This window comes from Kribbella sp. NPDC043289 (assembly GCF_056436705.1).
The window spans coordinates 136327-160722 of record NZ_JBWKCB010000007.1; the positions used below are offsets into that span (position 1 = coordinate 136327).

Here is a 24396-nt window from a genome sequence, read left to right on the forward strand (position 1 = left end):
CCACCTCGTTCGTCTGTTCGGGGTCGATTCACCCCCTACACGAACGAGGATCGGCCAGATCGACGGCTGAGGAAGAACAGCAGGCCGATCAGCGGGAGCGTCACGAGGTACGCCGTTCGCAGGTCGACGACGCGAGCCAGGACGGCGAGGATCGCGGGCGCGAACAGGATCGCCGTACCGGAGGCGAGGGCGCCGATCGCGGCGAGGCGGGCCGAGCTGAGACCGGGAGTGGCGACCAGGGCGGCCAGCGTGACCGGGTACAGAGGGGCGACGCCGAGGCCGGCGACCACCAGGCCGAGCGCGACTGCGGCCGGGCTGTCGAACAGGCTGACGAGGAGGGTGCCGCACGCCGCGAGCGCGCCGGAGGGCAGCACCGGGGACCAGTTGCGCCAGTGGATCGGGCCGATCGCGCGACCGATCGCCATACCGATCGGGAACGCGCTGCCGAGCAATGCCGCGGTTGCTGTCGGCAATCCGGTCGCCACCAAGCGTGCCACCGCCCACACCACGAAACAGAACTCGACCGACACCGCGAGCACCACTCGCAGCCAGCCCACGCCGACGTCCAGCGCGACCCGTCGGCCGACCCGGCGCCACTTCCGCCCCAACCCGACCGCCGGCGCCGAATCAATCAACACTGCCACCGGAGCCTCATCCCGTGTGGTGGCTCGCGTTGTTCGGCGGGTCGGCTCGAGGCGTCTGGTGAGGATCGCGAGGAGGAGCAGCGGTGGCGCGGCGGCGATCATCGCGAGGCGGCCGCTGGGGCCGAGGCCGTCCAGGGCGCCGATGGCGAGTGGGGCGAGGATGCCGGTGCCGCTGGCGACCGCGTTCACCCGGCTCAATCGGGCGGCCGCTGTCGGACCGTTCAGCATCAGCGGCGCGACGAGCACCAGCAAGGCCCCACCGAGCCCGACGAACAGCCCACCGGCGATCACGACGGAGTACGCCGGTGCGACCGCGATCAGCACTGCACCGATCGCGCAGACCACCGACCCGGCCGCCAGCACCGATGGCATCGCCCACGACCTCAGCAACCGCGGGCCGACCACCGCCACGACCAGTAACCCGACAGCGAACCCCGACGACAGCAGGGCCAATCGGCTCGTCGGCTCGTTCAGATCCCGCGCCAGGATCGCCACACACGCCCCGAGCCCGGCCAGCACGAACCCCATCGCCGACAGCGCGATCCCGATCCGTACCTCGTCGCCGCGCGCCCCGGCCGCCGTCGGCGCCGCCGCGCGCGTGGTCACTCCAGACCTTTGAACAGCGCATCGAGCTGCCGGAGGTCCGCCAGCTCGAGATCCGCCGAAATACCCTTCAGCCCGGCCGTCATCGCGCCCGCCGCGTCTCCGGCCGACCGCCCGACCACGGTGTCCTCGACCACCAGGCACGCCGCCGCCGGTACGCCGACCAGCTCCGCGGCCCGCAGATAACCCTCCGGGTCCGGCTTCCCGCGGCGTACGTCGTCCACGGTCACAAGGATCTCCGGCGCGATCCCGGCCGCGGTCAGTCGCACCTTCGCCAACTGCGCCGGCGCACTGGTGTAGACCGCCCACGGCATCCCGATCCGCTCGAGCGTCGCGATCAGGTCGACCGCGCCCGGCTTCTCGACCACACCGTCGACGTCGTTGACCTCGAGTTCGTACACCCGCGCCCAGGCGGCCGTGCGCTCGTCCGCCGACGCCTCCGGCAGGAACTGCGCGATCGTCGCGGCCGCCGGGTTCCCGTGCGCGACCGCGAGCACGGCGGCCGGGTCGAGCCCGTACTCGACCGCCCAGCGGCTCCAGCAGCGGTCCACGACCGCGTCCGAATCCACCAGTGTGCCGTCCATGTCGAACAGCACCGCGCGGATGTCCCGGATCTCCATCAGTCCTCCCATTAAACTCGTCCTCCGAGCATAAGGCGAAAGGCAGCGATGACTCCAGTGCGCCGTGGACAGTGGCAGACGGCTTCGGACGTGCTGACCCAGGTCAGCCGCCGGCCCGGGATCACCCGGGCCGCTGTCGCGCGGGCGCTGCGCCTCAGTACGGGTTCCGCGACTGAGGTGACCGCCCGGCTACGCGACGTACATCTGCTGACCGAGGAGCCGGCGCCGAGTCGGGGGCGTGGCCGGCCGACCACGGTGCTGCGGGCGCATCCTGAGGGACCTGTGGTGCTCGCACTCGACCTGCGGCAGAGCAGTTGGCGGAGTGCGGTCGTGACTCTCGACGGGACGCTGCAGGAGCCGCAGTACAAGCGGCACCGGAGTCGGCGCGCACAGGTCGTGCTGAACAACCTGCGGCGTGCAGTGGAACAGGCGCAGGAGCAGTACGGCGCTCGGCTGCAGATGGTGAGTCTCGCCGTACCAGGGACTGTTCGCGACAACCATCTGATGCAGGCACCGACGCTGGAGTGGGCCGAGCTCGACCTGGCGCAGGTCACCGCCGGCACCGCGGTCCCGCTGCTCGCCGGGAATGACGCGACGCTCAGTGGTGTGGCAGAGGCCCGCACGGGTGCTGCGGCAGGAGCTGGTACGGCAGTGCACCTCATCATCGAGGTGGGTCTCGGCGGGACGCTACTGATCGACGGAGTACCGGCGCAGGGCGTGTCGGGAGCAGGTGGCGAGTACGGTCACATTCCCTTCGGTGACCGCTCGCGGACCTGTCCGTGTGGTGCGCGTGGCTGCTGGGACCTGGAGATCGACGGACGAGCACTGGCGCGCCACCTCAAGCAGTCGATGCCGGACGACCCGGTTGCCTACACAGAAGAGGTACTCCGGCGCAGTGACCGGGCTGCACGCGATGCAGTTGCCACTGTGGTCGCTGCGCTCGGCACTGGCATCGCCGGGCTCGTGAACGCTCACGACCCCGATGTGGTCACCATCGGCGGTCTGGCGATCCCACTGCGTGCAGCTGCCGAGCGCACCTTCGACGAGGCGTACCGGGGTGGTCTGATGACGTTCCACCGTGGGTCTCCCCCGCCGGTGCTGCCCGCCACGCACCAGCTGGACGGTCCGCTCCGCGGTGCGGCCGCGCTGGCGTTGGACCAGCTCACGAGTGAGCCGGCCGTCGCCGCCTGGGTCGCCCAGCGCTAGTCGACTCTTTCGGCTACCTCTTCTACCTCTTCGGACGCCGCATCGTCTGAGGTCGCTGCGTCGTCTGAGGTCACCGCGTCGTCTGAGGTCGCGGCGTCGTCGGCTTCGGTTTCTTCGACCTTGGGTTTGGGGACGATCGGCGGCTCGACCTTCGCCAGGATCTCGATGATGTCGTGCCGGTGGTGCTGGATCTCGTGGGCGGTGTGCCGGATGATCCAGCCCAGCGTGCGCGGCGCGCGGACCGGGTAGTTGTACAGCCCGAGCTTGCCGAGCTCCTGCGGCCGCAGTACCCGCGCTGCCGCCCCGAACTCCTTCGCGAACCGGACCAGCGCGGCGGCGACCTCCATCGGGTCCTGGTTCTCGTACTTCTCCTGCTTCACCCGACCCGTTCGGTCCATCGGCGCGTACACCGGCCGGTCCTCGGCCAGGCACTGCGCGATCCGGAACCGCTGCACCTCGAGTACGTCGCGCACGTGGCAGGCGTACTCGATCGCCGACCACACCTCCGGCTCCGGCCGCAGCCGCACCACGTTCGAGTCCGGACCGGCAGCGGCCTTCGTCAACGCCATGCTGCAGTCGGCGGACTGCCGGATCAGCAACGTCACAGTGCCCTGCAGGTCACCCGTGTCGTAGTTGAAACCGCACTGCTCGCAGTACCCGTCGACCGGGGGCTGCTGCTTGCTCAACTGGTGCTCCCTCGAAATCTCCATGCGTGATCGACCGGTCCGATGCCGTCGCCGAGTGCGAACCCGGCGGCGATCGCTCCGGTCACATACTCCTTCGCCGCACCGACAGCACTCGGTACGTCGTACCCACGAGCAAGGTACGCCGCTATGGTGCTCGCCAGCGTGCAGCCGGTGCCGTGCGTGTGCCTGTTGTCGGCCCGGACCGCGCTGTACGAACGGCGTACCCCTGGACCGTGCAGTACGTCGGTCGACGCCGTACCGACGTCGTGACCGCCCTTCACCAGCACCCACGAGGCGCCTGCGTCCAGCAACTCCTTCGCGGCGAGCTCCCGGTCCTCGACCGTCTCCAGCTGTACGCCGGAGACCGGACCGAGCTCGGTGAGGTTCGGAGTGAGGACAGTGGCCAGCGGGACGATCTCGGACCGTACGGCGTCCATCGCGTCGGCCGCGAGTAGCGCGTCGCCGTGCTTCGACACCGACACCGGATCGACCACGACCGGCACTCCCGGCGGCAGGGTTCGCAGCAGCGAGGCAACGACCCGGACCATGGACTCGGACGCCAGCATGCCGGTCTTCACCGCGTCCACACCGATGTCGTCGACCACGCTGTGGAACTGCGCGCGCACCTGCTCCTCCGGCAGCTCCCAGGCGCCCTGGACGCCGAGGCTGTTCTGCGCGGTGATCGCGGTCAGCACGCTCATTCCGTGCACGCCGTTGGCGAGCATCGCCTTCAGATCGGCCTGGATCCCCGCGCCGCCACCGGAGTCGGAACCCGCGATCGTCAGAACTCTCGGCGGTGCCATCTCAACTCCTGAAGTGGGCGTGACCTGTCTCCGCAGCATACGGCGACCCGTCTACGGTGACGGTCCCGGCCGGGAGTTCTTCGTTGCCCTCAGCAACCGAGCCGATGACGGTCCAGCCGTCGGGCACGTCGGCGGGCTCGAAGGTGCCGACCAGCGCGTGGTCCTCACCGCCGGTCAGCACGAACTTCAGCGCGTCCACACCGGTAGCCGCGGCCACCGCCTGCAGCGGCTCGGGCACGGTGAGCGCCTTCGTGTGCACATCGATCTTCACCTGGCTCGCCGCCGCGATGTGCCCGAGGTCCGACAGCAGTCCGTCACTCACGTCGCACAACGAGGAGGCGCCGGCGAGCGCGGCCCGCGGCCCTTCGGCGTACGGCGGCTGTGGGCGGCGGTGCGCCTCGACAACGGCCCGTGGCGAGCGGAACCCGCGGGCGAGCACCGCCCAGCCCGCCTCGGCCCAGCCGAGCCGGCCGACGTACGCGACCTCGTCCCCGGGACGCGCGCCCGAGCGCAGCACCGGCGACCGGCCGTCCAGCGAGCCGAACGCGGTCACCGAGACCACGATCTTGTCGGACTGGACCGTGTCGCCGCCGATGATGCTGGCCTCGACCAGTTCACACTCGTCCACGAGGCCCTGGTTCAGCTCCAGCGCCCAGGCGGTCGGCAGCTCGGCGGGGCCGCCGAAACCGACCACCAGCGCGGTCGGACGGGCACCCATCGCCACGACGTCCGCCAGGTTCTGCGCGGCGGCCTTGCGACCCACGTCGTACGCCGACGACCAGTCCTGGCGGAAATGCCTGCCCTCCACCAGCAGGTCGGTTGTGATCACCATCCGGCCGTCCGGCACCGCCATCACGGCCGCATCGTCACCAGGACCGACCAGGACGTCCGCACCTGTGGACAGCCCCTTGGTGACGGCCGCGATCAGGCCGAACTCACCGGTGCTCCCCAACGTCTCTGTCACGTCAACTGACCTCCCATATCGCTAGCCGGAGTCTAGGCGGTACCGTGACGGAGCAACGAGTACGCCCGGCCACCTCGCAGTACTGTGGCCGGAGCCCCGCTGAGGACGACTGAGTGGAGAACGACGTGGTGGTCCAGGCCTACATCCTGATCCAGACCGAGGTCGGCCGCGCGGCCGACGTCGCGGCACAGATCGCCGAGGTCCAGGGCGTCACCCTGGCCGAGGACGTCACCGGTCCGTACGACGTGATCGTCCGCGCGGAAGCCCGCAACGTCGACGAGCTGGGCAAACTGGTGGTTGCCCGGGTCCAGAACGTTCCCGGCATCACCCGCACGCTGACCTGTCCGGTCGTCCACATCTGATCGTCGTCCACAGGGCCCCACCCCGCTTCGGTATGCCCAAGATCCTGCTCGCCGCGCTCGGCGTTCTCCTGCTCGCCGGGTGCAGCCCCGGCGCCACGCCCGTACCGGTCCCCTCCCCGGCACCTGAGGTCGCCGCCGCCTGCGCCCAACTCGTCCAGGCGCTGCCCACCAAGGTCCTCGACCAGAAACAGCGGAAGACCACCCCCGAGAGCCCGCTCACCACCGCGTACGGCGACCCGCCCATCGAGGTCACCTGCGGCGTCACCCCACCGGCCGGCATGGCCGAAGCCCAGTCCCAGTGCTTCGAGGTCAACGGCATCGGCTGGTTCGCCAAGCAGGTCCAGAACGGCTACATCTTCACCACCATCGGCCGCGAGCTCTACCTCGAGGTCGCCGTCCCCGACAAGTACACCCCCGAAGCCAACGCCCTCACCGACGTCTCGGACGCTATCCACAACCACAACAAACTCGTCACGCCCTGCACCTGACAACGGCATACTCCCTGACGAGATCGAAATTCGTCGCGTGGTCGTGTCCGGTCGGAAGGAGGAGCGGCGACGTCTCGGGTGGAGGTGTCCGGTGGTGGGTGCCTGGATGACGGGAGAAGCTGATGAAGTACATGATCCTGACGTACGCGTCGCAGCAGGACTACGACGGAATGGCGGGGAAGGACACCGGGAAGCCGGCCTGGAAGCCGGAGGACTTCGCGGCGATGGGGGCCTTCATGGAGAAGTTCAACAACGAGCTGGCCGAGTCGGGTGAGCTGGTCGAGACCCGCGCGCTGGCGGCACCCGTGCTGACGCGCCGGTTCGGGTCGAAGGACGGGCAGTCGGTCGTCACCGACGGGCCGTACGCGGAGACCCAGGAGGTCCTCGCGGGCTACTGGATCGTCGAATGCGAATCCTTCGACCGAGCCACCGAGATCGCGGGTCGGCTCGCGGACACCCCGGCGCCGGACTTCGTCCGAGCAACGGCGTACGCCGACGTCCGACCGATCGTCGAAGGCCGCGACGAGCTAGTGGAGTAAGCAAGGTGCTCGCGCCACAGTTCCAGTACGGCGGGTCGACCTGCCTCGTCTCGCCGGCCGCGAGCGCGCAGACGAACAGCGCGTTCCGGTGCGGCGGGTCAACGTGCCTGGTCCCGCTGAGCTCGAGGGCGCAGACCTACGACGCGCCCCGGTGCGGCACGGCGACAGACCTCGCGTTGCACAGCACGCCGACCCATGGGGCGCTCCGGCGCGGCAGGGCGAGCGGCCTCGCGTTGTGCAGCGCGAGGGCGCGGATGGACGGTGCGGGTTCATGACTGGTGACCTCGAGGAGCTCCTGCGGCCGTTGGTGCCGCAGGTCCTCGGGGCGCTGGTCCGGCGGTACGGGCACTTCGACACGGCCGAGGACGCGGTGCAGGAGGCGCTGCTCGCCGCCGCGCAGCAGTGGCCGAAGGACGGCGTACCGGATAGTCCGCGGGGGTGGCTGATCACGGTGGCTTCCCGACGTCTGACGGATCTGCTCCGGCGTGAACAGTCCCGTCAGCAGCGGGAGGACCGGGTCGCGCACTGGGCGCCGCTCGGTGAGTCGGTCGGAGATGCGGACGACACGCTGGTGCTGCTGTTCCTGTGCTGCCACCCTTCGCTGTCGCCGGCGTCCCAGATCGCGTTGACGCTGCGGGCGGTCGGCGGTCTGACGACAACGGAGATCGCACGGGCGTTCCTGGTGCCGGAGGCAACCATGACGCGGCGGATCACCCGGGCGAAGGCAAGCGTCAAGGACAGCGGCGCGCACTTCACGCTGCCGGCCGATCGGGAGGAGCGGCTGGGCGCGGTCCTCAAGGTCGTGTACCTGATCTTCAACGAGGGATACGCCAGTACGACGGGCCCGAGCCTGCAACGTGTCGAGTTGGCTGCCGAGGGGATCCGGCTGGCGCGGATGATTCACCGGTTGCTGCCCGACGACGCCGAGGTGGCTGGGTTGCTGGCGCTCATGCTGCTGACCGACGCGCGACGCCCAGCGCGCACGGGTCCGCTCGGGGAACTGGTACCGATGGCGGAGCAGGATCGATCGCTGTGGATCCGGGAGTTGATCCAAGAGGGCGTCGACCTGATCACCGCGACGCTCCCCCGCGGGCCGGTCGGGCCGTACCAACTGCAGGCCGCGATCGCCGCAGTACACGACGAGTCCCCCTCCGCCGAGGAAACCGACTGGCCACAAATCGTCGCGCTGTACGAGGTCCTACTGCAGCTAACCGACAACCCAATGGTCGAACTGAACCACGCGGTAGCCGTCGCAATGGCACACGGCCCAGACGAGGGCCTCAAGCTACTGCACTCCATCGAAAACGACGACCGCCTCGTGAAGGACCACCGTTTGGCAGCGGTGCGAGCGCATCTACTCGAGATGTCCGGCGACCGAGCAGGAGCCCGAGCCGCGTACGAACAAGCAGCCACCCAAACCACCAGCGTCCCCCAGCAGCGCTACCTCCACTCCCGAGCCAACAACCTGTAGCCCGCCGGCCCCACTCATAGGCCGGACCGTAAGCCGGATTCTGCACACCTGCGCACGTGATGAGCACGCAGCGACGGTTAAGCAGCGCGGGACACGGCGCGAGGAGCGGCACACCCAGGAGCGCGAGGATCGGGCCGCGCGGAGGGCGCTGCTGAGGTTTGGGGAGAACTTTGCACCGAAATCGGCAGGCAATCCTCCCCAAAGGCGATCGCGTGTGTCAGCGATGGGCGGTCTAGTGGGCGCGGGGGCGACGAGCGGGGCGCAGGACGCGGGCGCGGAGCTGCGGTTGGGGAGGATTTGGTGCCCGGAATGGGTGGGCGATCCTCCCCAAGGTGATCGGGTGGATCAGCGTTGGGTGGTCCAGTGAGCGCCGGGGCTGCAAAGACTGCGGAGGCACGCTTGGGCTCACACGAGGGGATAACCACTCCTGCGAGGGGTTATCTACTGGTGTGCGAGGGGTGAACCCCTAACGCTACGGGTTATCCCCTCGCATGGGGCGAGCGCTCCGTCAGCTCCAGAGCAACTCGCGAGGAGTGGGGTGCGGGACGCGGGCGCGAGGTGCGGGACGCGGGCGCGGGCGCGGGCTGCGGGCTGCGGGTTGGGGAGGATTTGGTACCCGACATGGGTCGGCAATCCTCCCCAAGGTGATCGGGCGGTGGTGGTTCAGCGAGCGCCGGGGCTGCAAAGAATGCGGAGGCGCACTTGGGCCTTCACACGAGGGGATAACCACTCCTGCGAGGGTTATCTGCTGGTGTGCGAGGGGCGAACCCCTGACAGCACGGGTTATCCCCTCGTGTGGGACGAGCGCTCTGTCAGCTCCAGCAACTCGCGAGGAGCAGAGCGCGGGCGCCGGAGCACGGTCTGGGACGTGGGCTGCGGGACGCGGAGCTTGGGGCGCGGGGTTCCGGGAGGCGAGCGCGGTGCTGCGCGTGTGCGGTGCAGCGCGGCGCGGTGCTGCGCGGGGCGGTGCGGGGCGGGGCGGCTCCGGTGCGGGAGCGGAGCTGCGGGACGCGGAGCTTGGGGCGCGGGGTTCCGGGAGGCGAGCGCGGTGCTGCGCGGGGCGGGGCAGCGCGGGGCGGGGCGGGGCGGGCGGCGCGGCGGGCATGGCGGGGGTGCTGGTGGGGAGGGATTGGTGCCGCGGTAGGGCTCGTGGTGCCTGGTCCGTGGTGGTGGGTGGGGTTAGGGGTGGGTGGGCCAGGGGGTGCGTTCTTCGGGGCGGTCGTTGGTGGTGGTGCCGGAGGCGGTGGCGAAGTGGCGGCTTAGGCGGTGGGTGGGTGTGTAGGGGGCCCAGCCGGGGTTGCCGGTTTTGGCGAAATCGACCCAGGTGCGGTGTACGAGGTCGGCCAGGTGTTGTGGTGGGGCGGAGCCGAGCATCGCGGCGGCTGCCGGGTCGTCGAGGTTGTCGAAGACGAAGGCCAGCTCGAGGGCGTGGCAGGCGCCGAGGGTTCCGCCGCAGGCGGGGGAACGCCAGCCGAACTCGTACATGAAGGTCCCTGGATGCGACTCCGCGAGCCGGATCGCCGGGATGCGGTAGTACGAGTCCGTCATCACCGCGGCCAGGACGTCCCCCGGCGTCGCGCCGGGGCGGTTGGCGCGATATCGGCGTACGCCGTTAATGGATAGGCCGAAGCGCATAGCGGCCGCCGCATACAAAAGCGGTGTGTTGAACTTGGCGCCGACCCCGGTTGGGACGAGGAAGAGCCGCGCTTCCTCGCTGTTCGTCCCGATCAACACGGAGACGTCCGCGGCAGCCCCCGCCCGCAGGCGATCGAGCGGCGCCGCGGGCAGGTGGACACCGTCGACCACGGGACCGAACGGCAGCAACGTGCGAGAGACATCGCCCCACTCCTTGCGACGTGCCTTCGCCATCACCTGCTGGCCGAGCTGATCCTGCACCGCGATCAGCCGCTCGACGGGTACGTCGGCGAGCGCCTCACGCGTCGGCGCAGTACCCAACGCCGCGGCCAGCCGAGTCCCGACCAACCGAGCGGTCTCAGCCCCGATCGTGTTGTGACCGGCGCCTGATTCCGCGATCGCGCGATGGAACAGGCCTTCGGCGGCGGGCATCGCGAGCAGCGTGCAGACGCTCATCGCACCGGCCGATTCGCCGAACACGGTCACGTTGTCCGGGTCGCCGCCGAAGCCGGCGATGTTGTCGCGGACCCAGGTGAGCGCCGCGATCTGGTCGAGCAGCCCGAGATTCGGAGCACCGTCGCCGAACCACAGGAACCCGTCCGCGCCGAGCCGGTAGTTGATCGTCACGAGTACGACGCCGTCGCGGGCGAACTGCGTGCCGTCGTACAGGGACAGCGAACCGGCGCCGCTGACGAACGATCCGCCGTGGATGAAGACCATGACGGGCGCGCGCCCGGTGAGCGCCGGCGTCCAGACGTTCAGGTTCAGGTAGTCGTCGCCCGGGATGATCGTCCGCGCGACGAGTTCGCTGACCGCCTCGCTCTGCGGCGCCGTCGCCCCGTACTGCGTCGCGTCACGCGGCGCAGTCCAAGGCGAAACAGGTTGCGGCGGCTGGAAGCGGTTCGGGCCGACGGGCGGCGCGGCGTACGGGATGCCCTTGAAGGTGAGTACGTCGTCGCCGCTCCCGCGGACCGGCCCGTACTGCGTCGCGACCACGGTCATACGGTTGCTTTCAGCTGCTTTCAGCGCAGACCGGTCGGACGCGTCATCGCGAGCTGCAGCAGGTGCTCGACGAGCGCCGGGTAGTCCTTGCCGGAGGCCGCCCACAGCCGCGGGAACATGCTCGTCGGCGTGAACCCGGGCATCGTGTTGATCTCGTTGATCACGACCCGGTTGTCCTCGTCCAGGAAGAAGTCGACCCGCGCCAGCCCTTCGGCGTCGATCGCGTCGAACGCCGTGAGCGCCTTCGCGCGGACCTCGGCGGCGATCTCCTCCGGCAGCTCGGCCGGCACCGACAGCGCGGTGTACTCCTCGCCCTCCGGCAGGTACTTCGTCTCGAAGTCGTAGAAGTCGTGCCCGCCGCCCGAGATCGCGATCTCGCCGCAGACGCTGACCTGCGGCTTGCCGCCGTCCAGACCGCCGAGGACGCCGACCTCGATCTCCCGCGGGTTCTTCGCGGACGCCTCGACGATCACCTTCGGGTCGTGCGCCCGGGCCTCGACGATCGCGTCGTCGAGCTCGTCCAGGCTATTCACCTTGCTGATCCCGAGGCTGGACCCGCCGCGGCACGGCTTCACGAACACCGGGTAGCCGAGCTTGTCGACCGCCGCGCGACACGCGTCCGGGTCCTGCCGCCAGTCCCGGTCGCGGATCACGACGTACGGCGTGACGTCCAGCCCGGCGCCGGCGAAGACGACCTTCATGTAGTGCTTGTCCATACCGACAGCGCTCGCGAGGACACCGCTGCCGACGTACCGGATGTCGGACATCTCCAGCAGGCCCTGGATGGTGCCGTCCTCGCCCCACGGGCCGTGCAGCAGCGGGAAGACCACGTCGACCTGGCCGAGCGTGCTCGGGACCTGCTCCGGCTCACTGACCACGAGCTCCCGGTTCGCGCCGAACAGCACCGGCAGCGCCGTCACGTCGACCTCGGGGAGCTTGCCGTCGGTGATCGACAGCCGCTCCGGATCGCCGCTCTCCAGGACCCAATGACCGCTCGTACTGATCCCGACCGGCACCACGTCGTACTTCTCCCGGTCGATGACCTGCAGCACGTTCGCCGCGGTGACACAGGAGATGGCGTGCTCGCTCGACCGGCCACCGAAGACGACGGCGACGCGGGGCTTGCGCTGTTGTTCCGAGTACTCACTCACCGGCTCGACTGTAGCGGCCCGGCGATCAGGTTCCGACCTGGGTTCGGTTAAGAGCTCTTCAGATCTGCTCGTCCCAGGTGACTGGCAACGCTGTCACTCCGTACACGAGCGTGTTGTTTCTGTAGTCGATCTCCTCGAACGGTACGGCGAGTCGCAGCGTCGGGATGCGCGCGTACAGCCGGGTGAACACCTCCTGCAGCTCGAGCCGCGCCAACTGCTGCCCGAGACACTGATGCGGCCCGAACCCGAACGCGACATGCGCCGATCCCTGCCGCGCGACATCGAGCCGATCCGGATCCGGGAACACCTTCTCGTCCCGGTTCGCCGAGGACAGCGCCACGATCAGGTACTCCCCCGCACCGATCGTGGACCCACCCACCGGTACGTCGTCCGTCGCGAGCCGGAACAGGCCGAAGTGCACCACCGACAAGTACCGCAACAACTCCTCCACCGCCGCCGGCGCCAGCGCGGGATCCGCCCGCAACGCCTCCAGCTGCGACGGGTTCCGCAACAATGCGAGCGTGCTGAGCGCGATCATGTTCGCCGTCGTCTCGTGTCCAGCGACGAGCAGCGTGACCCCGATCGATACCAGTTCCGGCAGGCTCAACGGCGTACCGAGTTCCTCGCCGCGGGTGATGAGTCGCGACAACAGGTCGTCCTCGCGCCGCGCCAGCTTCGCCAGGACCAGCTCGACCATGTACTGGTTGAACGCGTCGCTGACCCGCATCTGCTCGTCCGGATCGCCGTCCACCTGGACCAGTACCGCGCTCCGCGCCTGGAACTCGGCGCGGTCCGCGTACGGGACGCCGAGCAGTTCGCAGATCACCAGCGACGGGATCGGCAGCGCGAACTCCTGCACCAGGTCGACCGGCCCGCCGCCGGCGAGCATCGCGTCCAGCCGCTCCTCGATGATCGCGGTGACCCGCGGCCGCAGCGCCTCCATCCGTTTCACCGCGAACTCCCCCGCCAGCATCCGCCGCAGCCGTTTATGGGCCGCACCGTCGACTTGCAGGATCGAGCCCGACTCGACCTCCCGCTCCAGATCGGCATCCGGTACGACGTGCTCCGACGGCGCCGATCGCGAGCTCAACCGACTGTCCCGCAGCACCGTCCGTACGTCGTCGTACCGGCTGACCACGTACGCGTCGACGCCGGCCGGGGTGGAGACCTTCGTCGGGGCGTCGGTACGGCGGAACGCGGCGTACTCCCGCGCCGGGTCGAAGGGACACCCGGACGGCCGGCCGACGGGAAAGCTCTCGGTCATCGCGCGCCTCTCGGTAGAAAACGGTAGTGACTACCATATGGCTGAAACTGCCGATCAGAAGGAGCTACCGGCGAGTCGGAGAGGCGGTAGCCTGCCTGCCCATGGGACTGCGCGAAGTGAAGCGGGAGCGGACCCGCCGGCTGATCGCGGACAAGGCGTTCGAGCTGTTCAACGACAACGGCTTCGGCCGGACCACGGTCGAGCAGATCGCGGCCGCGGCCGAGGTCGGGCCGAGCACGCTCTACCGGTACTTCCCGACCAAGGAGACGCTGGTCCTCGAGTTCGTCGACGACTGCCTGGCCGACGCCGTCACCTGGTTCCGCGAGCAGCCCGAACTGGAGCTGCCGGACGGTCTGCGCGCGGTCATCGAGCGGGTTCTCGACCAGTTGGAGAGCAACCCCGGCCGAGTCCGCGCGGTGTTCGAGCTGGCCGAGCAGACCGGATCCGTCAGCGCCCACCTGAACGAGCTGATCTGGCGGTTCCGCAACGACCTCGCCGACGAACTGACGCTGCGGCTACCCGCCGACGGCCGGTCCGAGTTCGTCGCCGCACTGTCCGCCGGGATCGCGATGAACATCATCGAGACGGTCGTCCGCGTCTGGGTCGAGACGCCCGGCAACACCGCGGCGCGGCCCCTCGCCCGGCAGGCCATGGACCTGCTCAGCACCGGCGGCATCCCCCTGCCGATCGCCCCGAACGGGGTCAGCGACAATTCCAGCCATGACTCCTGACCTCGATCCCTCCACCGTCGTCGTCCACGCCGGTCGGCCCGAGCGGGTACCGAACGCACCGGTCGGCAACTCCCCGGTCTTCAGCTCGACGTACGTCGCCGGCGGGGACCGTGGGTACGGACGGTTCGGGAACGACGCGTGGACCGCGCTCGAGGACACCCTCGGCCAGCTCGAAGGCGGTCGCGGCCTGACGTTCGCGTCCGGCATGGCGGCGGTGGCGGCGATCGCGGACCTGATCCCGGTCGGCGGCCGGGTGGTCGCGCCGCAGCACGCGTATTCCGGCGTACTGGCGCTGTTCGATCAGCAGGCCGCGACGGGCCGGCTGAAGGTCGACCGGGTGAACGTCGCGGACACCGAAGCCGTCGTCCGCGCGGTCGAGGGCGCCGACATGCTCTGGATCGAGTCGCCGACCAACCCCGCGATGGAGGTCGCCGACATCCCGGCCCTGGCCGCGGCCGGGCGGTCCGCCGGGGCGACCGTGGTGGTCGACAACACGTTCGCGACTCCCCTGCTCCAGCAGCCGCTCCGCCTCGGCGCCGACGTCGTGATGCACTCGGCCACCAAGTTCATCGCCGGCCACTCGGACGTCGTCCTGGGTGCGGTCGTGACCGCGGACGACGAGTTGTGGTCCGCGATCGAGCTCCGTCGCCGCAGCCTCGGCGCGATCCCCGGTCCGATGGAGGCCTGGCTCGCGCTCCGCGGTCTGCGCACCCTCGCGCTCCGCCTCGAGCGAGCCCAGTCGAACGCGCTGTTCCTCGCGGAGCGCCTGCTCGCGCATCCCCGGGTCAGCCGGGTCCGCTACCCCGGACTACCGGACGATCCGGGCCACGACCGCGCCGCCGCGCAGATGTCCGGCTTCGGCGCGATCCTCGCGTTCGAGCTCGGCGGCGACGCGGCCGGCGCCCAGCGGGTCTGTGAGTGCACCGAGCTGTGGGTGCACGCGACCAGCCTCGGCGGCGTCGAGTCGATGCTCGAGCGCCGCCGCCGCTGGCCGATCGAGGTGCCGACGATCCCGGAGGACCTGATCCGGCTGTCCGTCGGGATCGAGTACCCCGACGACCTGTGGGCCGATCTGGAGAAGGCGCTCAGCGCGACTTCTTGAGCACCGGCCCGCCGAGGAACGTCAGCACGCACAGGACGACGGGCAGGATGAACGCGATGTTCAGCGGCATCCAGTGCGCCAGTCCACCGATCACCGCGGGCCCCGCGAGCAGACCGACGTACCCGAGGCCGACGACGCGGGCCATCAGGGCGCCGGACGAGCGCGGGTCGAGGTTGCCGGCCGCGGTGAACAGCTGCGGTACGCCGCCGGCGAGACCAAGCCCGAAGATCGCCCACCCGACGAGCGCGACGGGCACCCACGGTACGACGATCACCAGCGTCAGGCCGACCGCTGCCATCGCGGCACCCCAGCGCACGATCGCCGCCGGACCGACGACGGCCGCGACCCGGTCGGTGAGGAACCGGCCGACGGTCATCGCGACCGCGAACGAGCCGTACGCGAAGGCCGCCGTACTGACCGAGGTGCCGAGGATGTCGCGGAAGTGCAGGGCGGCCCAGTCGTTGGCGACACCCTCGGACAGCATCAGCCCGAACGCGAGCCCGCCGAGCGCCCAGACCAGCTTCGCGGGCGGCTTGGCCCGCTCGGTCGCCGGCTCGTCGTGCTCCTCGACCGTTGCCTCCAGCAAGAACCGGCTGGCGATCAGCGACAGCACGATGCAGACCAGACCGGACAGGCCGAGCGTGACCTCGGTCGGTACGCCGGCCCGCAGCGTGGCCGCACCGATGACGGCCGCGATCGCGCCGCCGATCGACCACATGGCGTGGAACGCGGCCATGATCGGACGGGGGTAGCCGCGCTCGACCACGACGGCCTGCGCGTTCATCCCGACGTCGATCGAACCGTTGCCGAAGCCAACGAAAATCAGGGCGAGCCCGAGCGTCCACCAGTTGGTGGCCAGGCCGGGGCCGGCGAGCGCGAGACCGAGCAGGATGCCGGCGGCCGGTACGAGCCGGCGTTGTCCGATCTTGTCGACCAGCGGCCCGGCGACCTGCATGCCGATGAACGCTGCGCCGCCGAGCACGAGCAGCAGCAGTCCGAGTGTGCTGTGCGTGATGCCGGTCGTCTGCTCGATGCTGGGAATGTGGACGACCCACATACCGACCGCGAACCCGTTCAGTCCGAAGTACAACCAGGTGGCAACGCGAGCGGCGCGGGGTGGGGCGGCTTGAAGTACATCGGTGGCGGTCAAGAGGCGACCTCGACGAGTACGCCGCGTTGGGTGAGCATGGTTCGTTGGTCCTCGGGGGAAGAGTCGTCGGTGATGATCAGGTCGGGCCGGTCCGCAGGGCAGACGAAGGCCAGGGCGGCGCGGTCCCACTTGGCGCCGTCGGCGACCACGATGGTCCGGGTGGCGACGTTCATCGCCTCCTGCTTGACCTCCGCGTCGCCCAGGTCGAACGCGGTCAGCCCCGCGTCCAGACTGAAAGCACAAGGACTGAGTACGGCCGCATCGAAACGCAGCGCCCGCAACGAGGCGACGGTGAGCGGGCCGACCAGCGAGAGCTCGCCCTTGCGCGCCTCACCGCCCGGCATCAGCAGCCGGATCCGCGGCGCGTCGGCCAGTTCCTGCGCGACATGCAGCGAGAGCGGCATCACGGTCATCGTGCGGTCGTGCAGCAGCTTCGCGGTCTCGAGCGCCGTCGTACCGCTGTCGAGCACGATTGTCTCGCCGTCGCGAAGATGCTCGACGGCGGCGCGAGCGATCGCCTGCTTGGCCGCGGTCGCCGCCTGCGCCCGCAGCGAGTACGGCGGCTCGAGTCCGGACGGCATCGCGGACACCGCACCACCGTGCACCCGTTTCAGGACACCCTGGGCGGCAAGGAAGTCGAGATCGCGGCGAACCGTCATGTCCGAAGCCTCGGTGGCCTCGACCAGTTCTTGGACCGACACTCGGTCCACGACTCGTAGTCGTTCTACGATCACTTGATGCCGTTCCGCACTTCGCACGCGCAAAAAACTACCATCCGCCTGATCGTTCAAACAGATAGCTTGTTTACTTGTGACTGAAGACACCACACTCGTCAAGCGCTCGCGGTACGCCGTCGCCGCGGTCTTCTGCGTGCACGGATCGGTCACCGGGTCGTTCGCGACCCGGGTGCCCTGGATCCAGGAGCACGCGGGAGTGTCCGCCGGCCAGCTCGGCCTCGCGCTCGCCTTCCCGGCGCTCGGCGCGGCCCTGATGATGCCGCTCGCCGCCCGCGTCAGCCACCGACTGGGGACCCGCAACGCGCTTCGCGGGCTGCTCGCGCTCTGGACCCTCGCGCTGGTGCTGCCGTCGCTCGCGCCCGGCCTGCTCACGTTGTGCGGCGCGCTGCTGATCTACGGCGGCACGGCCGGTATGGCCGATGTCGCGATGAACGCGCTCGGGGTCGAGGTGGAGCACCGGCTGAAGAAGTCGATCATGTCCGGGCTGCACGGGCTCTGGAGCGCGGGTGCGCTGATCGGATCCGCCGTGGGGACCGTCGCCGCGCACGCCAACCTGAGTGCGCAGATCCATCACGCGATCGCGGCGGCGGTGCTGACGCTGATCGGTGTGGCGGTGTGTCAGTTCGTGCTGAACATCCATCCCCAGGAGGACGAGGAGCCGCCGGCGCGGTTCACGTTGCCGCCGAAGTCGGCGCTGCTGATCGGCGCCGTCGGGTTCTGCGCGGTGTTCGCCGAGGGCGCCAGCCTGGACTGGTCGGCCGTGTACCTGCGCGACATCCTCGACAGCTCAGCGGCGGTCGCGGCGGGTGCGACCACCGGGTTCGCGCTGACGATGACGATCGCCCGGCTCTCCGGCGACGCGATCGTCGACCGGTTCGGCGCCGTACGGACGGTGCGGTGGAGTGGGGCGATCGCGACGCTCGGCGGTCTGCTTGTGGTGGTTGCACCGACACCGCTCGTCGCGATGATCGGTTTCGGGCTGATCGGCATCGGCATCGCCGTCGTCGTACCGCTCGCGTTCGCTGCCGCCGGCCGCACCGGGAAGAACGCCAGTCAGGCGATCGCCGGCGTCGCCACGATCACGTACGCCTCCGGCCTGGTGGCGCCGTCCATCATCGGCGGCATCGCCCAAGCCAGCAGCCTGACCGTCTCGTTCCTCGTCGTCACCGCCCTCGCCGTTGGCATCGCGGTGTTCGCCCGAGTCCTCGCCACGAGCCGACAGCCGGGAGCGGTAGCGCGATGACTGTGACCTTTCGAGTAGCCGGGGCGGACGATGCGCCCGCGGTCGCCGAGCTGCACGGGGACAGCTGGCGACGGCACTACCGCGGTGCTTATGCGGACGCGTTCCTCGATGACGAGTGCCCGGAGTACCTCGGGGCGATGTGGGCCGAGCGACTCGCCGCACGCGAGGGGACGCTGACGACGCTGGCGGAGTACGACGGGCAGCTCGTCGGAATCGCCCACGTCGTGTTCGACGCCGACGAGCAATGGGGCGCGCTCGTCGACAACCTGCACGTACGGGCGCCCCTCAAGCGCCAGGGCATCGGCACCAAACTGCTCGCGCTGACGGCCGACGCGGCACCGGACGGGTACTACCTGTGGGTGCTCGAACAGAACACCGCCGCCCAGGCGTTCTACGAAGCCCGCGGCGGGATCCGGGAGGACAGCAAGCACGTCCCGCCACCGGGCGGCGAGCCACGCCGTCTCAACGGCACCCCGACGTGCTTCAGATACTGCTGGCCGAAGGCGTCTGCTTGATCGTCTCGATCAGCGCGTACGACGCCTGACTCGCGGCCTCGGGATCACCGGCGCGGATCGCCTCGAGCACCACCACGTGGGCGTCGAGGATCCGGTGGTCCTCGGGGATCGACGCGGTCTGGTGGATCGACTCGGTGAGAACCTCGGCGATCGCGTCGTACAGCCGGAGCAGCAGTGGGTTCCCGCTGGCCACGACGACGCCGCGGTGGAAGTCGGTGTCGACCGCCACGAACGCATCCATGTCCCCGGACTCGAGCGCTGCCGCGCGGCGCTCGAGGACCTCGGCCAGCGCGGCCACACTCTCCGGATCCGGATGCTGCGCGGCCAGACGGGCGGCCGCCGCCTCGATCCCGGCGCGGGCGTCGAGAACGTGCGTCAACGACGCCGAGAGGTCATCCCTGACCAGTACGCCGCTGATCTCGTTCGTCGCCCGTACATAGGTGCCGTCGCCGACCCGCGGCTCCAGAAGGCCCGTCAGGCTCAGCGAGCGCAACGCCTCCCGCACGGTGCCGCGACTCACGCCCAGCTGCGTCGCGAGCTGGTTCTCGCCCGGGATCCGGGAGCCGCGCGCCCATTCCCCGGACTCGATCAACGCACGGAACCGCTCCGACACCTGCAGCACCAGCGGCACCTGCCGCACCGGTCCGTCGAGTGACATCCGCCACCGGCCTCTCTCCCCTGACCTAGCGTACAGTGTAAATGTAGGACATCTGCAGAGAAGCGTGTGAGAGAGGGTGTGTCGTGGCGGTCATGACCGAACGAATGACTCGGGAGCGGTCGTCGCTGATCACGGCGACCGCCTTCGTGGTGGCGCTGAGCCTGCGGCCGGCGCTGACCGCCGTCGGTCCGGTGCTGCCTCGGATCGGTGACGCCCTGAGTCTCGGCGAGGCCGCGCAGGGCCTGCTCGGCACGCTCCCGCTGCTCGCCTTCGCGGTTGCCTCCCCGCTGGTCCACCTCGCGTCCCGCCGGTTCGGCATGGAGCGGGCGGTGTTCGTCTCGCTGCTCGTGCTGGCGGCCAGCAGCGCGCTACGCCCGTACACCGGCACCGCCGGCCTCTGGATCGGTACGGCGGTCGTCGGGGCCGCGATCGCGGTCGGCAACGTACTGGTGCCGGTCATCCTCAAGCGTGACTACGCGGGCAACGTGTCGCGTGCGACGGGCATCTACACGGCGTTCATCACCGGCGGCGCGGCGATCGCATCGGTTCTCGCCGTACCGATCGCGGACGCGGTCGACTGGCGGCTGTCGCTGGCGGTGTGGGGCGGTCTCGCCGTACTCGTCGCCGTGATCTGGCTGCCGCGGACGCTCTCGCCGGAGCCGATGCCGTCAGGTGCCCGCGAGGAAGGCGCTCCCCCGGTGAGCGTCTGGCGGCAGCCGATGGCGTGGCTGGTCACCGGCTTCATGGGTCTGCAGTCCACCAGCTTCTACCTGTTCGTGAACTGGCTGCCCACGATCGAGATCTCCACGGGCGGTGTCTCGGAGCGCTCCACCGGCGTACACCTGTTCCTGTTCCAGGTGTTCGGGCTGATCGGCGGTCTGAGCATCCCGTTCCTGCTGAAGCACCGGACGAACCAGCGGGCCGGTCTGATGATCGCGAGTACGCCGATCCTGCTCGCGCTACTCGGTCTGATGCTGGTGCCGCGGCTCGCTCTGGTCTGGGCGATCGTCGGCGGCCTCGGCCAGGGGGCCGGGCTGGTCGCCGCGCTCTCGCTGATCAGCATCCGGGGCCGCGGTCACCACGAGACCACGCAACTGTCCGGGATGGCGCAGGCGGTCGGGTACACGCTGGCCGCGGCCGGGCCGGTGGTTGCCGGCTACCTGACGCAGGTCACCGGCGGATGGCGGACGACGTTGAGCGTGTTCGCCACGCTCGCCGCCGTCCAGGTCGTGCTCGGCTTCGTGGCCGGCCGAGACACCCGGCCGGCCTAGCAGCCGCCTGCTGGGAAACAAAGTGCCACGCAGTGGCGAAAAGTTTCCCAGCTACTTGTCGGTGGAGAAGGCGGAGTCGAAGGCCGCGGCCGGCTTGTCGAAGGCCAGGTTGCGGATGACGTTGACCGCCTCCGCCGCGCCGACCTTGCGCTCCATACCGGCGTCCTCCCACTCGACCGAGATCGGGCCGTCGTAGCCGATCGAGTTCAGCACCCGGAAGCAGTCCTCCCACTGCACGTCGCCGTGCCCGGTGGAGTAGAAGTCCCAGCCGCGCCGCGGGTCGGCCCACGGCAGGTGCGACCCGAGCCGGCCGTTGCGGCCGCCGCCGACCCGCATCCGGGTGTCCTTGCAGTCCACGTGGTAGATCCGGTCCTTGAAGTCCCACAGGAAGGCGACCGGGTCGATGTCCTGCCACACCATGTGCGACGGGTCCCAGTTCAGGCCGAACGCGGGGCGGTGACCGATCGCCTCGAGGGCGAACGTGGTGGTCCAGTAGTCGTACGCGATCTCCGACGGGTGCACCTCGTGCGCGAACCGGACACCCTCGGCGTCGAACACGTCGAGGATCGGGTTCCAGCGGTCGGCGAAGTCCTGGTAGCCGGCCTCGATCCGCTCCGCGGGCACCGGCGGGAACATCGCGACGTACTGCCAGATCGACGAGCCGGTGAAGCCGACGACGGTCTGTACGCCGAGCTTCGCAGCGGCGCGGGCGGTGTTCTTGAGGTCCTCGGCGGCCCGCTGCCGGACACCCTCGGCGTCGCCGTCGCCCCAGATCCGGGACGGCACGATCGCCTGGTGCCGGAAGTCGATCGGGTCGTCGCAGACCGCCTGCCCCACCAGGTGGTTGGAGATCGCGAAGACCTGCAGGTTGTACTTCGCCAGGATGTCCTTGCGGCCCTGGACGTAGGAGTCGTCGTCGACGGCCTGCTGGACGTCGAAGTGGTCACCCGAGCAGGCGATCTCGACGCCGTCGTACCCGGCCTCGGACGCGAACTGGCAGACCTCCTCGAACGGCAGGTCGGCCCACTGGCCGGTGAAGAGTGTGATCGGACGAGGCATCTGAGCTCCTACGAGTTGTCGACGGTGATCCAAGCGCTGTCGTTTGCAGCCGACCGCAGTACGGCGTCGACCACGCGTGCCGACCGGGCTCCGGCGGCGAAATCGGGCAGGCCGTCCGGGAGGTCTCCCAGTACGGCGGCATAGCTGTCGGCGACGAACGAGTCGAACGCGTCCTGGTACCCCTGCGCGTGCCCGGCGGGCAGCCGGTTGACCCGCGCGGCCGGCGGGCTGAGCGTTTCGGGATCGCGGGTCAGCAACTGCGACGCGTCCCGGCGACCGACCCAGAGCCGGTCCGGGTCCTCCTGGTCGAAGCCGAAGCTCGACTCGGTGCCGGACACCTCGAGGTACAGCCGGTTCTTCCGGCCGGCGGCGACCTGACTGACCACGATCGTGCCGACCACGCCCGCCTCGGTCCGGAACTGCGCCGTCGCAAGGTCCTCCGTGCGAACCTCGACGCCGCCGCGCTGCGCCCGCACCGTCCGGAGCTGCGCACTGATCGCGGCGATCCGGTCGCCGGTGACGAACTCGGTCAGGTCGCACCAGTGCGAGCCGATGTCGGCGAAGGTCCGCGACGGGCCGCCCGTGGTGTCGTCGACGCGCCAGTTCTGATCGTCGGCGCCGGCCAGCCAGTCCTGCAGGTACGAACCGTGCAGGCTGGTGATGACTCCGGCGTCGCCCGCAGCGATCCGGGTCCGCAGCTCGCGGACCATCGGGTGGTAGCGGTACACGAACGGTACGGCGCCGACCAGCCCCGCCTCCTGCGCCGCGGCCGACAGCCCGGTGGCGTCCTGCACCGAGGTGGCGAGCGGCTTCTCGCAGACCACGTGCTTACCGGCCTCGAGGGCCTGCAGCGTGACCTCGCGGTGCGTGTTGTTCGGCGTACAGACGTGGATCAGGTCGATGTCGGCGGCCAGCAGTTCGTCGAGCGTCGCGAACCCGCGCTCGGCGCCGGTCGCTTCGGCCGCGGCCCCGGCTCGCGACGGTGACGATCCGACGGCCCCGACGACGGTGGCGCCGGAAACCAGCGCCGCCCGGCCGTGGACCTGGCCCATGAAGCCGCCGCCGACGATCCCGACCTTCAGCTTTCGCGCGTTGGTGGACACGTCGAAGGACGCTATGGGACCCTTTTGAACCCTGTCAAGCAAAAGTCCACGACCAGCACGACGAAAGTCCGGTGTTGACGTCCTCCCCACCTTGCAGGTCGGGATTCGAACCACTACCCGGAGGTAGCAAGTTGCGGTTCACGCTTCGTCGAGACCCTCGCGGGCACCTCTTGGCGTGCGCTGACGGCCCGTCCGGCCGCGATGTTGACTGCCGCGTTGACGTCCGCGTGTGCCCGATGTCCGCAGGCCACGCACTCGAACACCGCTTGACTCTTGCGGTTCTCCGATGCGCGGTGCTGGCAGATACTGCAGGTCTGCGACGTGTAAGCGGGATTGACTCTCTCGACCCTTCCGCCGGCCTTGTACTCAAGACGACTCACCAAGGCACCCCAACCGTTGGCCAGGATGCCTCGGTTCAGGCCGGCCTTGCTGCGCCGACGGTTCGGCAAATAGGCACCCGGTCGCACTGGATCCATCCTCGGCGCCGGTCGGTGGACCATCTGACCGATGCGCAGGTCCTCGACGCGGATGGCGTCGAACCGTCGTGCGATGTCGGTACTGGTCTTTTCGACCCAGTCCCTGCGTCGATCCGCGACTCGAGCATGCAACTTGGCGATCGCTGTCCTGGTCCGCTGCCGCCGGTTGGATCCTCGGCGGCTCCGGGCGAGACGACGTTGCAGAAACCGCAATCGGCGCTTCTCGCACCGCGACAGCCCGGGGCACGACAGGAGTTCACCTGTGGACAGCGCCGCCGAAATGGCGATACCCCGGTCTATGCCGACTACCTCGCCTGTACCTGGCGCCGGGATCGGCTCCGGAACAGCTGCAAAGGCGATGTGCCAGCGACCCACCCGGTCGCGTGTCACGCGATAAGATTTCGCTGCAGGGACAGCTCGGGACAGCCGGAAGTGAACCCAGCCGACCTTGGGAACGAGTGCGGCGGCCCACTTCCGGTTCAGCTTCACGACACGGGATGCCTGGCCACCGACGATACGGAAACCCTCGTGGCGGCCCGCCTTGCGCCAGGTCGGGCGCCGATGTGTGCCGGCGTAGAAGCCCTTGACGGCCAGCGCGAAATCACGAAGTGCCTGTTGCTGCACGGTCTGCGAGCCTGCCCGCAGCCAATCGAACGCAGAACGGGCCTCGGTCAGTTGTCGCGCCTGCTCGCGGTAGCCGGGTGCGGCGCGTTGACCTCGAGCCCACATCGACCACTGCTCGAGCGCCAGGTTCCAGACGTACCGGGCATGGCGGCATTGCTCCACCAACGCAGCCTGCTGTGCCGGAGTCGGGTACATGCGGAACCTGGACACGAACCTGATCCAAGCAATCACGACCGACAGTTCTTGCAATGCGCCCGGCGAGGGCGGCGGCGCCGCGCGGTCTGGGACA

At 69.7% G+C, this 24396-nt stretch carries 24 protein-coding genes; 10 read left to right on the plus strand and 14 right to left on the minus strand.

All coding sequences use genetic code 11. The annotated features are described in order from the left end of the window. Positions 1 to 35: 35 nt before the first annotated feature. On the minus strand, positions 36 to 1250 hold the full coding sequence (locus tag AC0662_RS33760; RefSeq protein ID WP_478305744.1) for an MFS transporter: 1215 nt from the start codon (positions 1248 to 1250) through the stop codon (positions 36 to 38). Then, positions 1247 to 1867 carry an HAD-IA family hydrolase gene (locus AC0662_RS33765; RefSeq protein ID WP_452201449.1) on the minus strand — a complete coding sequence of 207 codons (621 nt, stop codon included), beginning with the start codon at positions 1865 to 1867 and terminating at the stop codon, positions 1247 to 1249. Before AC0662_RS33765 ends, AC0662_RS33760 begins: the two co-directional genes overlap by 4 nt. A gap of 48 nt (positions 1868 to 1915) precedes the next feature. Between AC0662_RS33765 and AC0662_RS33770 the strand changes: the two genes are divergently transcribed. Beyond that, positions 1916 to 3073 (plus strand): ROK family protein, encoded by a 1158-nt coding sequence (locus AC0662_RS33770; RefSeq protein WP_478305746.1) that lies wholly within the window; start codon positions 1916 to 1918, stop codon positions 3071 to 3073. Here the strand turns inward: AC0662_RS33770 and AC0662_RS33775 are convergent. The 3 genes from AC0662_RS33775 to AC0662_RS33785 are packed head-to-tail and all read right to left on the minus strand — an operon-like array spanning position 3070 to position 5526. Continuing rightward, positions 3070 to 3759 (minus strand): DinB family protein, encoded by a 690-nt coding sequence (locus tag AC0662_RS33775; protein ID WP_452201451.1) that lies wholly within the window; start codon positions 3757 to 3759, stop codon positions 3070 to 3072. The genes AC0662_RS33770 and AC0662_RS33775 overlap by 4 nt on opposite strands. Beyond that, positions 3756 to 4562 carry a bifunctional hydroxymethylpyrimidine kinase/phosphomethylpyrimidine kinase gene (gene thiD / locus AC0662_RS33780; RefSeq protein WP_478305748.1) on the minus strand — a complete coding sequence of 269 codons (807 nt, stop codon included), beginning with the start codon at positions 4560 to 4562 and terminating at the stop codon, positions 3756 to 3758. Before thiD ends, AC0662_RS33775 begins: the two co-directional genes overlap by 4 nt. Before the next feature lies 1 nt (position 4563). Next, on the minus strand, positions 4564 to 5526 hold the full coding sequence (locus AC0662_RS33785) for a thiamine-phosphate kinase (RefSeq protein WP_452201453.1): 963 nt from the start codon (positions 5524 to 5526) through the stop codon (positions 4564 to 4566). A 125-nt stretch (positions 5527 to 5651) separates the two neighbouring features. On the opposite strand from AC0662_RS33785, the gene AC0662_RS33790 reads away from it, so the two are divergent. The 4 genes from AC0662_RS33790 to AC0662_RS33805 all read left to right on the plus strand — a co-directional run bounded on the left by AC0662_RS33790 (position 5652) and on the right by AC0662_RS33805 (position 8386). After that, positions 5652 to 5888: an Lrp/AsnC family transcriptional regulator gene (locus tag AC0662_RS33790; protein WP_170990044.1), complete on the plus strand. Its 237-nt coding sequence runs from the start codon at positions 5652 to 5654 to the stop codon at positions 5886 to 5888. 32 nt (positions 5889 to 5920) lie between these two features. Beyond that, the gene (locus AC0662_RS33795) at positions 5921 to 6376 is read left to right on the plus strand and encodes a DUF3515 domain-containing protein (RefSeq protein ID WP_478305751.1); all 456 of its coding nucleotides are present in this window, start codon (positions 5921 to 5923) and stop codon (positions 6374 to 6376) included. 122 nt (positions 6377 to 6498) lie between these two features. Further along, the gene (locus tag AC0662_RS33800; protein ID WP_452201457.1) at positions 6499 to 6915 is read left to right on the plus strand and encodes a YciI family protein; all 417 of its coding nucleotides are present in this window, start codon (positions 6499 to 6501) and stop codon (positions 6913 to 6915) included. A gap of 271 nt (positions 6916 to 7186) precedes the next feature. Then, positions 7187 to 8386 carry an RNA polymerase sigma factor gene (locus AC0662_RS33805; protein WP_478305753.1) on the plus strand — a complete coding sequence of 400 codons (1200 nt, stop codon included), beginning with the start codon at positions 7187 to 7189 and terminating at the stop codon, positions 8384 to 8386. 1179 nt (positions 8387 to 9565) lie between these two features. On the opposite strand, the gene AC0662_RS33810 is transcribed toward AC0662_RS33805, so the two are convergent. Genes AC0662_RS33810 through AC0662_RS33820 form a run of 3 tightly spaced genes read right to left on the minus strand, consistent with a single transcriptional unit; the run spans position 9566 to position 13438 of the window. Next, positions 9566 to 11023, minus strand: coding sequence for a carboxylesterase/lipase family protein (locus AC0662_RS33810; protein ID WP_478305755.1), 1458 nt, complete (start codon positions 11021 to 11023; stop codon positions 9566 to 9568). Between the two features lie 20 nt (positions 11024 to 11043). Then, the gene (locus tag AC0662_RS33815; protein ID WP_452201463.1) at positions 11044 to 12174 is read right to left on the minus strand and encodes a D-alanine--D-alanine ligase family protein; all 1131 of its coding nucleotides are present in this window, start codon (positions 12172 to 12174) and stop codon (positions 11044 to 11046) included. Positions 12175 to 12232: 58 nt separating this feature from the next. Continuing rightward, positions 12233 to 13438, minus strand: coding sequence for a cytochrome P450 (locus AC0662_RS33820; RefSeq protein ID WP_478305757.1), 1206 nt, complete (start codon positions 13436 to 13438; stop codon positions 12233 to 12235). 101 nt (positions 13439 to 13539) lie between these two features. On the opposite strand from AC0662_RS33820, the gene AC0662_RS33825 reads away from it, so the two are divergent. Together AC0662_RS33825 and AC0662_RS33830 are read left to right on the plus strand one after the other, a co-directional pair. Beyond that, positions 13540 to 14169, plus strand: a complete 630-nt coding sequence (locus AC0662_RS33825) for a TetR/AcrR family transcriptional regulator (protein ID WP_452201466.1) — start codon at positions 13540 to 13542, stop codon at positions 14167 to 14169. Continuing rightward, positions 14159 to 15271: a trans-sulfuration enzyme family protein gene (locus tag AC0662_RS33830; RefSeq protein WP_452201468.1), complete on the plus strand. Its 1113-nt coding sequence runs from the start codon at positions 14159 to 14161 to the stop codon at positions 15269 to 15271. Before AC0662_RS33825 ends, AC0662_RS33830 begins: the two co-directional genes overlap by 11 nt. On the opposite strand, the gene AC0662_RS33835 is transcribed toward AC0662_RS33830, so the two are convergent. Continuing rightward, positions 15255 to 16421, minus strand: coding sequence for an MFS transporter (locus tag AC0662_RS33835; protein ID WP_478305759.1), 1167 nt, complete (start codon positions 16419 to 16421; stop codon positions 15255 to 15257). The two genes, AC0662_RS33830 and AC0662_RS33835, sit on opposite strands and share 17 nt — an antisense overlap. After that, the gene (locus tag AC0662_RS33840) at positions 16418 to 17179 is read right to left on the minus strand and encodes a DeoR/GlpR family DNA-binding transcription regulator (protein WP_452201471.1); all 762 of its coding nucleotides are present in this window, start codon (positions 17177 to 17179) and stop codon (positions 16418 to 16420) included. The genes AC0662_RS33835 and AC0662_RS33840 overlap by 4 nt, the downstream gene beginning before the upstream one ends. Before the next feature lie 52 nt (positions 17180 to 17231). Between AC0662_RS33840 and AC0662_RS33845 the strand changes: the two genes are divergently transcribed. Together AC0662_RS33845 and AC0662_RS33850 are read left to right on the plus strand one after the other, a co-directional pair. Then, the gene (locus AC0662_RS33845; protein WP_478305761.1) at positions 17232 to 18401 is read left to right on the plus strand and encodes an MFS transporter; all 1170 of its coding nucleotides are present in this window, start codon (positions 17232 to 17234) and stop codon (positions 18399 to 18401) included. Continuing rightward, a complete protein-coding gene (locus tag AC0662_RS33850; RefSeq protein WP_478305763.1) occupies positions 18398 to 18916 on the plus strand; it encodes an N-acetyltransferase family protein in 519 nt (172 codons plus the stop codon). Before AC0662_RS33845 ends, AC0662_RS33850 begins: the two co-directional genes overlap by 4 nt. Here the strand turns inward: AC0662_RS33850 and AC0662_RS33855 are convergent. Beyond that, entirely contained in the window at positions 18885 to 19574 is a 690-nt protein-coding gene (locus tag AC0662_RS33855) for a FadR/GntR family transcriptional regulator (RefSeq protein WP_478305765.1), read from the minus strand. The genes AC0662_RS33850 and AC0662_RS33855 overlap by 32 nt on opposite strands. A gap of 92 nt (positions 19575 to 19666) precedes the next feature. Between AC0662_RS33855 and AC0662_RS33860 the strand changes: the two genes are divergently transcribed. After that, positions 19667 to 20845: a CynX/NimT family MFS transporter gene (locus tag AC0662_RS33860; RefSeq protein ID WP_452201478.1), complete on the plus strand. Its 1179-nt coding sequence runs from the start codon at positions 19667 to 19669 to the stop codon at positions 20843 to 20845. Positions 20846 to 20896: 51 nt separating this feature from the next. Here AC0662_RS33860 and AC0662_RS33865 read toward each other — a convergent pair whose 3' ends face one another. The 3 genes from AC0662_RS33865 to AC0662_RS33875 form a co-directional block, all read right to left on the minus strand. Continuing rightward, entirely contained in the window at positions 20897 to 21904 is a 1008-nt protein-coding gene (locus AC0662_RS33865) for a sugar phosphate isomerase/epimerase family protein (RefSeq protein ID WP_452201480.1), read from the minus strand. An 8-nt stretch (positions 21905 to 21912) separates the two neighbouring features. Further along, positions 21913 to 23007, minus strand: coding sequence for a Gfo/Idh/MocA family protein (locus tag AC0662_RS33870; RefSeq protein WP_478305767.1), 1095 nt, complete (start codon positions 23005 to 23007; stop codon positions 21913 to 21915). Positions 23008 to 23120: 113 nt separating this feature from the next. Next, positions 23121 to 24302: an RNA-guided endonuclease InsQ/TnpB family protein gene (locus tag AC0662_RS33875; protein WP_478305769.1), complete on the minus strand. Its 1182-nt coding sequence runs from the start codon at positions 24300 to 24302 to the stop codon at positions 23121 to 23123. Positions 24303 to 24396: the final 94 nt, after the last annotated feature.

Excerpts from the sequence above, each read along its gene's own strand:
- AC0662_RS33850 (WP_478305763.1), top strand. The coding sequence starts at position 18,398 with ATGACTGTGACCTTTCGAGTAGCCGGGGCGGACGATGCGCCCGCGGTC.
- AC0662_RS33820 (WP_478305757.1), bottom strand. The coding sequence starts at position 13,438 with ATGACCGAGAGCTTTCCCGTCGGCCGGCCGTCCGGGTGTCCCTTCGAC.
- AC0662_RS33800 (WP_452201457.1), top strand. The coding sequence starts at position 6,499 with ATGAAGTACATGATCCTGACGTACGCGTCGCAGCAGGACTACGACGGA.
- AC0662_RS33765 (WP_452201449.1), bottom strand. The coding sequence starts at position 1,867 with ATGGAGATCCGGGACATCCGCGCGGTGCTGTTCGACATGGACGGCACA.
- AC0662_RS33810 (WP_478305755.1), bottom strand. The coding sequence starts at position 11,023 with ATGACCGTGGTCGCGACGCAGTACGGGCCGGTCCGCGGGAGCGGCGAC.
- AC0662_RS33860 (WP_452201478.1), top strand. The coding sequence starts at position 19,667 with ATGACCGAACGAATGACTCGGGAGCGGTCGTCGCTGATCACGGCGACC.
- AC0662_RS33865 (WP_452201480.1), bottom strand. The coding sequence starts at position 21,904 with ATGCCTCGTCCGATCACACTCTTCACCGGCCAGTGGGCCGACCTGCCG.
- AC0662_RS33855 (WP_478305765.1), bottom strand. The coding sequence starts at position 19,574 with ATGTCACTCGACGGACCGGTGCGGCAGGTGCCGCTGGTGCTGCAGGTG.
- AC0662_RS33875 (WP_478305769.1), bottom strand. The coding sequence starts at position 24,302 with ATGTACCCGACTCCGGCACAGCAGGCTGCGTTGGTGGAGCAATGCCGC.
- AC0662_RS33770 (WP_478305746.1), top strand. The coding sequence starts at position 1,916 with ATGACTCCAGTGCGCCGTGGACAGTGGCAGACGGCTTCGGACGTGCTG.
- AC0662_RS33825 (WP_452201466.1), top strand. The coding sequence starts at position 13,540 with ATGGGACTGCGCGAAGTGAAGCGGGAGCGGACCCGCCGGCTGATCGCG.
- thiD (WP_478305748.1), bottom strand. The coding sequence starts at position 4,562 with ATGGCACCGCCGAGAGTTCTGACGATCGCGGGTTCCGACTCCGGTGGC.
- AC0662_RS33805 (WP_478305753.1), top strand. The coding sequence starts at position 7,187 with ATGACTGGTGACCTCGAGGAGCTCCTGCGGCCGTTGGTGCCGCAGGTC.
- AC0662_RS33830 (WP_452201468.1), top strand. The coding sequence starts at position 14,159 with ATGACTCCTGACCTCGATCCCTCCACCGTCGTCGTCCACGCCGGTCGG.
- AC0662_RS33795 (WP_478305751.1), top strand. The coding sequence starts at position 5,921 with ATGCCCAAGATCCTGCTCGCCGCGCTCGGCGTTCTCCTGCTCGCCGGG.